9 protein-coding genes are annotated in these 11,387 nt (G+C 63.1%); 7 read left to right on the forward strand and 2 right to left on the reverse strand.

Annotated elements, in window-relative coordinates; genetic code table 11:
• Positions 1-65: 65 nt before the first annotated feature.
• Complete coding sequence (locus HMPREF2630_RS06925; RefSeq protein WP_070484118.1) at positions 66-1,814, reverse strand: serine/threonine protein kinase; 1,749 nt, start codon at positions 1,812-1,814, stop codon at positions 66-68.
• A gap of 166 nt (positions 1,815-1,980) precedes the next feature.
• Between HMPREF2630_RS06925 and HMPREF2630_RS06930 the strand changes: the two genes are divergently transcribed.
• Complete coding sequence (locus tag HMPREF2630_RS06930; RefSeq protein WP_049332634.1) at positions 1,981-2,349, forward strand: Rv2175c family DNA-binding protein; 369 nt, start codon at positions 1,981-1,983, stop codon at positions 2,347-2,349.
• A gap of 225 nt (positions 2,350-2,574) precedes the next feature.
• On the opposite strand, the gene HMPREF2630_RS06935 is transcribed toward HMPREF2630_RS06930, so the two are convergent.
• The gene (locus HMPREF2630_RS06935) at positions 2,575-3,657 is read right to left on the reverse strand and encodes a polyprenyl synthetase family protein (protein WP_371440192.1); all 1,083 of its coding nucleotides are present in this window, start codon (positions 3,655-3,657) and stop codon (positions 2,575-2,577) included.
• 283 nt (positions 3,658-3,940) lie between these two features.
• On the opposite strand from HMPREF2630_RS06935, the gene dinB reads away from it, so the two are divergent.
• From dinB to HMPREF2630_RS06965, 6 genes are all read left to right on the forward strand, one after another.
• Entirely contained in the window at positions 3,941-5,329 is a 1,389-nt protein-coding gene (gene dinB, locus HMPREF2630_RS06940) for a DNA polymerase IV (protein ID WP_239663143.1), read from the forward strand.
• 266 nt (positions 5,330-5,595) lie between these two features.
• On the forward strand, positions 5,596-5,997 hold the full coding sequence (locus HMPREF2630_RS06945; RefSeq protein ID WP_049343465.1) for a DUF3040 domain-containing protein: 402 nt from the start codon (positions 5,596-5,598) through the stop codon (positions 5,995-5,997).
• A 641-nt stretch (positions 5,998-6,638) separates the two neighbouring features.
• Entirely contained in the window at positions 6,639-7,070 is a 432-nt protein-coding gene (gene mraZ, locus HMPREF2630_RS06950; RefSeq protein WP_049332640.1) for a division/cell wall cluster transcriptional repressor MraZ, read from the forward strand.
• Between the two features lie 165 nt (positions 7,071-7,235).
• Positions 7,236-8,294 carry a 16S rRNA (cytosine(1402)-N(4))-methyltransferase RsmH gene (rsmH, locus tag HMPREF2630_RS06955; protein ID WP_049343464.1) on the forward strand — a complete coding sequence of 353 codons (1,059 nt, stop codon included), beginning with the start codon at positions 7,236-7,238 and terminating at the stop codon, positions 8,292-8,294.
• 62 nt (positions 8,295-8,356) lie between these two features.
• Complete coding sequence (locus HMPREF2630_RS06960) at positions 8,357-9,343, forward strand: cell division protein FtsL (protein WP_070484121.1); 987 nt, start codon at positions 8,357-8,359, stop codon at positions 9,341-9,343.
• A 62-nt stretch (positions 9,344-9,405) separates the two neighbouring features.
• Positions 9,406-11,271 (forward strand): peptidoglycan D,D-transpeptidase FtsI family protein, encoded by a 1,866-nt coding sequence (locus tag HMPREF2630_RS06965; RefSeq protein WP_049345236.1) that lies wholly within the window; start codon positions 9,406-9,408, stop codon positions 11,269-11,271.
• Positions 11,272-11,387: the final 116 nt, after the last annotated feature.

An 11,387-nucleotide genomic window follows, 5' to 3' on the forward strand; every position in this document is an offset into this window, starting at 1 on the left:
CCCCGGCGGAATCCCGATGAAACCCGATTCCTGATGAAACCCGATGAATCCAGGCGGCTGAGCATCTAGTAGCTCAGGCCGAAGAAGCTCGCGAAGTTCTTCCACCACTCCGACTGCAGGATGGAGGTCGCGAGCCACCACCCGCTGAAGCTGGCGCTCATGCCCAACAGAATCACCATCAGCGCCCACACGCCCATCGCCGCGCCTGAGGGGGGAGGGGTGAGCTCACGTACCGGCAGTCGGCGGTCGCGGTGGAGAGCATCCCGCGACGTGAAGCCGGAGGAATCGGTGGAACCGGTGCTCCCGCCGGAATCCCGCCGAGAAGTATCAGGGGTGTGCGCCCCGTCCGGGCTTTGCGCGGCATCGGAGTAGTCAGGGTAGGCGTTGAGCGCGCGCTCGGCGTAGATGGGGGCGTACTCACCGAAGGTCGAGATAAACTCCTGCTCGGTCTGCGGCCCGATGCCGACGGACGGTGCATCGGATGAGGCGCCGGAGCTTTGAGCCCCATCCGACCCCCGCGAGTCATCGGCCTCGTTGGGCTCGCCGCCATCGGCGGCAACCGAAGCCTCGGGTGCCGAACTCTTGAGCGGGGGAATACCCTCGGGGTTGAGCACCGAGTCCTCCGCGTCCACGTCGGCCAGATGCATCTCCTCTCGGAAACCGGTGAGCAGGCTATCCGGAGAATAAACGTCGTAGGCGAGCAGGTCTCCGGCATCGCTAAACGCGCTGATGGGGGTGTTGCGCACCATCTGCCCCGCGCCGCTGCGCTCGGCGATCTCGGCCACCGCCTCCCACAGGCTTGAGGTAGGCTCCGGGACGCTCGGAGCTCGCCAGGACAGCTCGGACTCGCCGAGAGACTCGGCAACCTCCTTGAGAGAGGCGAAAAGCTCGGTGGCGTCCTCGGGGCGGGCCTGCGGCTGCTTGCGGGTGCACCAGGCAATAATTCCGGCCACGTCGCGGTCGATGCCCGGGGCGATATCGCCGAGCGGGGGCATCTCAATATTGGCATTGTGGTACAGCACCTGCTGGTCGTTCTCCAAACCCACGAAGGGCAGTCGCCCTGCCAGCATGCGGTACATCATGACGCCGAGCGCGAAGATATCGGCCTGCGCGCCCACCTTCACCTGCGGGTCCAGGACCTCCGGCGCCACGTAGGCGGGAGTACCCATGGGGGCGCCGGAATCCACCTGATCGTCGCGGCGTGACAGACCGAAGTCCGTCAGCTTCACCTGGCCGTTGGCGTCCAGAAGAATATTGCCCGGCTTAATATCACCGTGCAGGTAGCGGTTGGCGTGCACCTCCGAGAGGGCATCCACCACCGGCAGCAGAACATCCAGCGCCTCGCCCAGGCTCAGGGCGCGCCGCGTGCGCAATAGCTGGCTGAGCGTGCATCCGTGCACGTATTCGAGCACGATATACATGACCATCTGCCCGGCCACGTACTCGGTGCCCGAAGAGATGACACCCACCGTGTGTCCGCCGCCCACCTGGCGCATCGAGCGTTCCTCGCGGTGGAATTTCTGCCGGTTGGCGGCGTCCTGCGCCAGGGAAGGGGAGAGGATTTTGAGCGCCACAGGATTGTTCGACCACAGATCCAGCGCGTAGTAGACCTCGCTCATGCCGCCCCGCCCAATCAGCGAGCCCACCTGGTAGTGCCCCTCGATAATGGCACCGCTCAGCCACTCCGAAGAGCCGACCGTGGCACCCTGTGCGGGCGCGGTGGTGGCCGGAGGAACAGTAGAAGAGACGGGAGGATGCGAGGGCGATGAGTGAGTGTGCGCGGAAGAACGGGGGCGCGGGAGGGGAATATTCATACGGCCTCTATCTTATCGCTCGGCCCAATCGCGCGGCGGGGAAAAGGTCATCGGGAGGGCAATACTCAGCTGATTCTAAGGCAACCGCCTGAGCTGAATGTGACGCTCCGCGCGGCTGAGCGGGTCGAAAGTGGTAAATATGAGTCGGCTCTGGCACTCTTAAAAGGTGACTAACGAAAACATTGCTCAGACCTTCGCCCTCGTCGGCGATTGGGTCACTATTCCCGATATTGCGCAGGCCCTCGATCTGAAGGTGACCCGCGTGCACAACCTGATTTCTGACGGTACGCTCATCGCCCTGCGCGACCCCGAAACCAATGTGCGCAAGGTTCCCGCGCTGTTCCTGAACGGTTCGCGCGTGCTGGAATCCCTCAAGGGCACCCTCGTGGTGCTGAAGGACTCCGGCTTCAGCGATGAGGAAGCCATCGTCTGGCTGTACACCGAGGACGAATCCCTGCCCGGCCGCCCGATCGACGCACTGATTGACGGCCGCAAGACCGAGATTCGTCGCCGCGCCCAGGCCCTGGCCTGGTAGCACCGGAGGGTAGCGCCGCAACGCGGAGGCGCAGGGGGCCGGTAAACACTCCGGCCCGGGTGCTCTTCGCACGGCGGGAACTCAACTGATAAAACAGCGGATGGGGTAGCGTGAACGCTACCCCATCCGCTGTCGTTTAACGGTCTCTTCGCTGCGCCTCGCCGCTATTCCTACGTCTTTTTCACGCCCCGCGGTGAAGGCCCCGCGGGCTGAAAACACGCCCGTTTAGGACTTGCGACGTAGCGCGCGGTCCACGATATCGCTCAGCGCCGCGCGCACGAGCTCGTCGAGCTCCAGCGCATCCAGAGCCTCAAAGACCGCATGGGACTTCTGCTCAATCAGCCGCTCGTGCTCGGCGAAAGCACCCGAAGACACCATGAGCTCACGGATGCGCTCCACCTGCTCATCGCTCAGGTTGGGGTTGCCCAGGCTGTCGTGCAGGAGCGCTACCTCCTGCTCGCTGAGGGCCGCGGAGGTCAGCGCCACCAGGACGGTGCGCTTACCCTCGCGCAGGTCGTCACCGGCGGGCTTGCCGGTCACCTCGGGACGACCGAAAACGCCCAGCTCGTCGTCGCGCAGCTGGAAGCCCTCACCGAGCGGCAGACCGAAGGCCCGGTAGCCGGCAAGCACCGGGTGCTCCTCGCTGATTGCACCGGCCCCGCTCTCCAAAGCCCGCGCCTGCAGCGCCAGGGCCCCACCGATCGTGAAGGGGTGCTCGCACGAGTACTTGGCGGACTTGAAGCGGATCACGTTGAGCGCTCGTTGCAGGGCCGAACTGGCATCTTCGGTGTCGAGCACCTCGGAGTAGACGTCCAGGTACTGCCCGGCCAGAACCTCTGAACGCATACGGTCAAAAATGGTGCGCGCCGGGGAACCGTATAATGCGCCCTCGCCCAGGGACGCAAAGACCTCCGCCGACCAGGCGAGGGTCAGGTCGCCGGCCAGGATGCCGCCGGTCAGACCGTAGTTGAAGGCGTCGCCGCGCCAGTTATTCTGCTCGTGCGCGGCCTCGAAACGCTTGTGCACGGAGGGGGCGCCGCGGCGGGTGTCGGAGCGGTCGATGATGTCGTCGTGAATGAGCGCGGAGGTCTGGAATAGCTCCACCGCCATGCCGGCCTTCACGATGGACCAGGTGCCGCGGTTCTCGGTCACGGGTGCGCCTCCCGCCCCGCGCCAACCCCAATAGCTCAGCAGGGCACGCAGACGCTTGCCGCCGGTAGAAAGGGATTCGATGGCCTCCAGCAGGGGGAGGGTCTCGGGGGAGATGCCCTCCAATAGTTCGCGCTGCGCGGCAAAGAACTCGGCCATCAGGGTATTGAAGGCGTTCAGGTAGGCGCTCTGCTCATGTTCGAGAGCCTCGGCGATGCCTGCGGGCAGCTCTGCGGAGCCTCCGGCGGGGGAAGGGGTCGTCATACTATCCTCGGTGTACGTGGGGACGATGGGCATGGGTGCGGTGTGCACCCCTCTAGCTTAGTGGAGAAACGCGTCACACGGGGTATTTGCGAATATGTTTACTAATATTTGGGAGCTTAATTCGTAGACGTGTGCTATATTTAGGGTGTGGTGAAAGCTGTCGAAGGGAGGTTGAGGGGTGAGTAAGCCGGGCCGCGATAATGCGCGCGTCATTATGCATCTCGATATGGATGCCTTCTTTGTCAACGTCGAACTCCTCGAGAACCCCTCGCTTCGGGGTAAGCCCATTATCGTTGCGCCGACGGGCCCTCGCTCAGTGGTATGCTCGGCCTCCTATGAGGCGCGCGCCCACGGGGTTCATTCGGGCATGCCTCTCAGCTGTGCCCTCTCCGAGGTTCCGCACGCTACGGTCCTTCCCCTGCGCGCGGATTACCGGTACTATTCCCGAGCCGTCATGGGTATTCTGCGTGACCTTAGCCCGCTGGTAGAGCAGGTGAGCGTGGACGAGGCCTTCGTGGATCTTACGGGCGCCTACCGGCACGGGCAGGACCCCGTGCAATTGGCGCAGCGGGCGCGTGAGCGCATCGCAGGGGAACTCTCCCTGCCTTCCTCGGCGGGGGTGGCTCCCAATAAACTGCTGGCCAAGATGGCCTCGACCGGCAGTAAGCCCAACGGCCTATGGGTCGTGCCGCCCGGCCGCGTGCAGGAATTCCTCGACCCGCGCCCGGTCTCGGCGCTGTGGGGCGTGGGCTCGAAAAGCACAAAGCTTTTGGCCGGCTACGGAATCCAGACCATTGCGCAATTGCGGTCCATGAGCATCGAGTGGCTTCGGGACCGTTTCGGTACCTCCCACGGGGAATACCTCTGGACTGTTGCGAGGGGTATTGATGACCGGCCCGTCCTGACCGAACGCGATGAGAAGAGCATGGGTGGCGAGCATACCTTCTCCGAAGATACCGTCGATGCCGCCGCCATCAGCGGGGTTGTGCGCGAGCTGAGTCTCAAGCTCGGGCGGCGTCTGCGCGAATCCGGTCGCCTCGCGGGGCGGCTGAGCCTGAAAATTCGCTATGCGGGTTTCGAGACCCACACTCGATCCGTGCCCCTCAGCTCGCCCCTGGATTCGGGGATGCGCATCGCCGAGCTGGCGCTGGAGGCGCTGCGGGCCGACGGAATCCTGACCGGGGACGAGGCACCGCGACCCATCCGCCTGATTGGCGTGCGGGCTGAGAAACTGGCTCGCGCCGAGGACGGGGTGCAGCAGGCTCTCTTCGAATCCATCGAGTACAAGCCCGCCGGGCGGGGGTCGAGGAATCGGGGGAGCGGAGGCGCGGTGAACCTCGGGGATCTGAACTCTCGATCGTCGAAGCTCGCGCCGGAGGCTACCGAGGCGGTGCTCGTGAAGGCCGGTCGCTGGTCCGAGGTTGAGCACGTCATGGACGCGATTCAGCGGAAGTACTCGGCCGAGAGCATCAAGCCGGCCTCGGGGGTTGCGCTACCCGTCCGGAAGACCGACGACCGTTCGGGAGGGGCCGAGGCGGGCTCCGCGGAAGAGGCTCGTAACGGATAGAGGGACAGGAGAATCGGTGGACCATCGCAGCGGCGAAGGCTGAAAGAAACGGGCGGCTGGTGGGTTCCCCGGCCCCGTCGCATCCACGTGTCGAAATAGCCCCAAAATGGTTCGTAAAATAAGTAGCTGAGAGGCTAAAAATAGTGCGTTGCTCGCGCCTTGCGCGGTAGGATGGAACCAAAGAGTGCGTGCGCGCCACGGGATGCGTTTCAACCCGCTGTGGATACCGGCGCGAACGCGTTGTCAGAAAGACAAAGGAGAACACGATGGCACTGTCCGAGCGTGAACAGAAAGTTCTTGAGCAGCTCGAAGAACTCATGAGCAATGAGGATCCGAACTTTGCCTCGTCCATGTCCTCCACCGGCAATACTGCTCCCGTATTTAGTGCTCGACAGTTGGCGCTCGGAATTCTCTGCGTGCTAATCGGTCTGGGCATTATCATTGGTGCCGTCGCCTCTCACCTCATCTGGCTGGGCGTGCTCGGCTTCCTCTTTGCAGCCTTCGGCGTGTACTTCACCAGCACCAGCAAGAAGACCCCCGTGGATTCCTTCCTGGGAGGCAAAGCCGGCGGTGCCGCCCGCGCCCGCTCCCGCGAGCAGAAGGAGCGCTCGGCCTTCATGAACCGCCTGGAGGAGCGCTGGGACGAGCGCAACAACGGTCAGAACTAAAACCCGCTGATGGCCCGGGACAGCAGGTTTCGGACCGAAGATACCGGGGTGAAAATACCGAGGTGAAAATACCTGGCTAAGGATGCCGAGTTGAAGGGTGCAAGCCGGAACTCATAATGACTTTCCCAAGCGGAGGCGAGACGTATGTCTCGCCTCCGCTTTTTCGTGCCCGGTGCCTTTCCAGAGCGGCCCTTTCTTGCTCGGGGGGGCTTGTGGGCTTCGCTTTCAATCCTTCTGCGTACGGCAAGCTGGTTGCCCCGGGTGAAGGCATATATAGCCCGCCCGGAATAGGAGCTAACTCCTTTTGTGTGTGCCTCGCGCCACTCCGCTACTGTGTATCTAAGTTCTGCCGCTAAACGGCTCTAACCTGTGTAGAAGCTGTGCGTTGAGATAAAAAATGCAAAAGAAGGAATAAAAACCCTAAAAGACCTTCCTCGAGGTGGGGGAGGTGGTGGAAAGTGGGGTAAAGTGGAGGAGAAGGCTGAAGCCCCCTCCCTCAGCCGTGCTCCGCACCCGTTTCCGCTGTGGTGCAGGGCGCACGTCGTATTCTTCCGCTCGCTCCGCAAGCGCCATCGGAAGGGACGTGAGGCGAGGGCGCACGACAGGCTCAGCATCAGGCACACACGGGGGAGGTGACGCGAATGTTCCTGGGAACCTATTCGCCACGGATGGACGCCAAAGGGCGCATCATCCTCCCCGCCAAATTCCGTGAGGAACTCTCAGCAGGCCTCGTTCTGACCCGCGGTCAGGAACGATGCCTGTACGTTTTCCCCTCCGCGGAATTCGAGCGCATCCACGAGCGGATGCGCAGCGCACCCCTGCCGGGGCGAGCCGCCCGCGACTTCCTGCGAGTATTCCTCTCGGGAGCCTCGGATGAGCTACCCGATAAACAGGGGCGCATCACCATCCCTCCGATTCTTCGGCAGTACGCCGGGCTTGGCGACCAGCTTGTGGTCATCGGGTCCGGAACCCGGGCGGAAATCTGGGACGCCTCCGCCTGGGAGGAGTACCTGGCCCGCACGGAAGCCGAGTTCGCGGCCCTGGATGAAGACCCCTTCAGCCCCCTGCTCTAACGACTCGACGGCTCGTCGAATCGGCAGAGACACGGAGACGACAGGAACGCCGAGCCGGCAGGGCGGTAAATCGGTGCGGACCCGATGCGCGGTCTGCGCCCCCTCCACACGCTTTATCGACACACCACTCACCACCACGCAGGATTACCTCACACAGGAGCACCCATGAGCGTAGAACGCGCCCCCGAAGCCGGCACCTCCGGCTCCTCGGTGAAGGTCACCGGCGCCTCCATCGACAATCTTTCCGAGCGTGACGCCAGCGAGCGCCACGTGCCCGTCATGCTGGACCGCTGCATCAACCTGCTGGCACCCGGCATTGAGCGTGCCGTGGAGGAACGCGGAACCGCCTACGTGATTGACGGAACCCTGGGCATGGGCGGCCACTCCGAGGCGCTGCTGGAGCGGTTCGAGAACCTGGTGCTCATCGGTATCGACCGGGACCTGCAGGCCCACTCCATCGCGGGGGAGCGTCTGGCACGCTTCGGCGAGCGTTTTGTGCCTGTACACGCGGTCTACGACGAAATCGACCGCGCCATGGAAACCGCCGAGGTGCAGGGAATTGACGGCGTCCTGCTGGACCTTGGCGTCTCCTCCATGCAGCTAGACGAACGCGCCCGTGGCTTCGCGTACTCCTACGACGCGCCCCTGGACATGCGCATGAACTCCGAGGACGAGCTCACCGCGCGCATCGTGGTCAACGAGTACAGTGAGGACCAGCTGCGCCGCATTATCCGCAATTGGGGCGAGGAGAAGTTCGCCTCGCGCATCGCCCGCGCCATCTGCACTGCCCGCGCCAACGCGCCCCTGGAGACTACCGGCGAGCTCGTGCGCATTATTCAGAAGGCGGTTCCCGTCGCGGCCCAGCGTACCGGCGGCCACCCCGCCAAGCGCACCTTCCAGGCGCTGCGCATCGAGGTCAACCACGAGCTGGAGGCGCTCGAACGGGCCGTTCCCGCGGCCCTGGATGCGCTGAACCTGGGCGGCCGATTCGTTGCGATGAGCTACCACAGCCTGGAAGACAAAATCGTGAAGCGCGCTCTCACAGCCGAGGCGACCTCCAAGGCGCCGAAGGGATTCCCTGTGGAACTCGAGGAGCACAAGCCCACGATCAAGATTATTACCCGCGGCGCGGAGCCGCCCACCGAGGAAGAGATTGCGCAAAACTCTCGCGCGGCCAGCGCCAAGCTGCGCGCAGCCGAGAAGATTCGAATCCCCGCCCAGTAGCGATTTGCTCGCCCGCAGGCGACAGACGCTAGTAACCACCTAAGACGAAGATTAGAGAGCGAATGAGCACCCAGCACGCATCCCAGCGCCCCACCCGCGCCCAGGGTACCCCGCGGACTCGACGCGCCGGTTCTTCGCGCCCCTCGGCGGGTGCATCCGGCGCTCTGAGCTCGAGCCTGGGCTCCTCGAACGCCTCGCACAGCGCGGGCGTGACCCGCACCTCCAAGGGCGTACATTCCGGCCGTACCCGTAGCGCGCGGGTGGATCCGGTTACCGCTTCTCAGCCCGTGGTTCGCCCGGCAAGCACCGCAGCCTCCCACGGGGGTAAGCGCACCGCGGGCCACGTTCCCGGACCGGTGCGTGCCGCGGCCCGAACCGAGGAACCGCGCGAGGAAGAGGTCGTCACCCGACGCACGCCGCTGTCCGCGGTGACCCGCCGCGCCCGCCGATTGAGCCCGCCGACCATGCTGGCCGTTTTTGCCGCTATCCCGCTGACCCTGATTTTTATTCTGCTGCTTAACGTGCTGATTGTGACCCGACAGTACGACATGGTGGATTTGCGCGCGCAGGAACAGCGCCTCGTGCAGGAGAACCAGGCGCTGCAGCAGGAGATTGGTTTCAAGGAAGCCCCGCAGGATTTGGCGATACGCGCCAGTACCCTGGGCATGTTTGTGAGCTCTTCGCAGGCGACCCTGAACCTGCAGACTTCCACGATTGAGGGCACCCCCGCCCCGGCTGCAAGCCCCACCGGTATTGAAGGATCCAAGCAGGAGAACCTGATTTCGCCGCCGGCAGCGGGTTCGGAAGAAAGCTACGCCAAGGGCATTGTGGATGCTGACAAGTCTGTTCAGCAGCGCCACGGCCAGGCGAGCGCGGCGGCTAAGGCATCTGCAAGCGCCTCGGCGAGCCCTGCTCAGCAAACTAACTCAGCTCAGCAGGCCAACCCCGCACCGGCGAATAGCGCCCCTGCTAGCCCGGCTGCTTCCGCCGCACCGAGCGCCGCTCAGCAGCCCGCAGCTAGCCCCGCGGCAAGCCAGGTTGCACGATAAACAATATTGACCACAGGATGCGTAGCATCACCGATAGACTAGACCAGCGAAAGGACCACCGCATGAGCTCCGACGCGCGTAAGAACGCGAACGAATCGGCATCCGGTCAGCCGGATCTGACCCGCCGTGGCTTCGTCGCAGGCGCCGCAGCCACCTGCGCTCTGGGCGTTATCGGTGCGAACCTGTTTATCCGCCAGGGCTTTGACCCCGGTGCAGTGGCGAATGCGTCCCGTCAGAAGCGTTTGCGCTCCCAGGTGCTGCCTGCTGTGCGCGGTCAGATTCTCGATATCAACGGCAACGTCATGGCGCGTACTGTGCAGCGTTATAACCTGACTGCTGACCAGAGCGCCGTGGCGACCTTCAAACGCTACAACGAGGATCGCACCCAGAAGGTTGAGGTCACCCCCAACCAGCTGGTGTACGAGATGGTCGATATTCTCAAGACCGTTGACCCGGGCATTACCGACGAGTTCATCAAGTCCAAGCTGGACGGCACCTCAAAGTACTCGGTGATCAAAGCAAATATCACCCCGGAAATTTTCAATAAGATTGATGCCCTGGGTGCGCCCTTCATCTACGGTGAGGCGTTCTCTCAGCGCCTGTACCCCAACGGTAGTGTGGGCGGTTCCGTGGTCGGTAAGTACAACATTGTTGAAGAGGCAGACGGCAACGGTACGGGCGGTACGGTGTCCCGTAACTACTCCGTGGGCATTGAGCGTGTCTTTGAGAAGGAGCTTGCCGGTACCCCCGGTGAGCGCACCTACGAGATTAGCGCTGATGGCGTGCGTATCCCCGTAGCGAAGGAAGAGCAGCGCCTGGCGGTGGACGGTAAGAATATTCGCCTAACCATTAACCGTGATGTGCAGTATTTTGCGCAGCAGGTGGTGCGTGCCCGCGCCGAGGAGCTGAAAGCTGAATGGTGTACCGCCATTGTTATGGATGTGCGTGACGGCTCCATTTTGGCTCTTGCTGATTCCTCCACGATGGACCCGGGCGCGGCAACCATTGAGGACGCGGCGGACATGACCCCGCGCGCTATTTCGCAGAGCGTGGAGCCCGGTTCGACCGAGAAGATGCTAACTGCTTCGGCGCTGATTGAGCAGGGCCTGACGACTCCGACTAGTGTGTATGATGTGCCCGCGACCCTCACGATTGACGGCCAGACTTTCAAGGATGCGTTTGAGCACGGGGCGCAGCGGCGTACTTTCTCGGGCATTATTCATGACTCGATGAACACCGGTACGGTGCTGGTCGGTCAGAAGCTCAGCAAGGAAGAGCGCTACAACTGGTTGAAGAAGTACGGCGTCGGCGAGTTTACCGGCATTGAGCTGACCGGTGAGGAGCAGGGTATAATCGCTGATTGGCGTGATTGGGATGGCCGTCAGCAGTACACTGTGCTGTTCGGTCAGGGTGTTGCGCAGACTCCGTTGCAGACCGCCATGATTTTCCAGGCGCTGGGCAATAAGGGCGTTCGTCTGAAGCCGCGCATTGTGGACGCGATCATTGACGCCGACGGTACCGAACATAAGCGTGCCGTAGAGCCTGGCGAACGCATGGTCAGCGAGGAGACTGCCGCTTCCTGCCTGACTCTCATGGAGAATGTGGTGGAGCAAGGCCACGCCCGTCCGGCGAAGGTGACCGGCTACCGCGTGGGCGGTAAGACCGGTACTGCGGAAACTCCGAGTGAGAAGGGCGGCTACGACGGCAACACGACGTCCTTTATTGGTGTGGCGCCGATTGAGAACCCGCAGTTCTTGGTGGCGGTGACCATGCAGCGTCCTGAGGGTAGCGTGGGTGCGAACGGTACGACGGCTGAGTTCTCCAAGATTATGGAGAAGACCCTGCACACCTATAATGTGCCGCGTTCTACCGGTGAACCGGAGTTGATTCCGCTTTTTGCTGAGGATAGCCCCAATAAGACGAGCTAAAGGCGAGCGGGGGAGAGGTTCCCGGTAGCTGATTCGTGATGAAGAAGCCCCGGGACTGAACACCTGTCGAAGCCTAAAGCCCGTAGAATATTGAATGACCCTGTGTGCCTTGAGCG

The sequence above is a fragment of the Rothia sp. HMSC072B03 genome, assembly GCF_001809565.1.
GTDB lineage: Bacteria > Actinomycetota > Actinomycetes > Actinomycetales > Micrococcaceae > Rothia > Rothia mucilaginosa_A.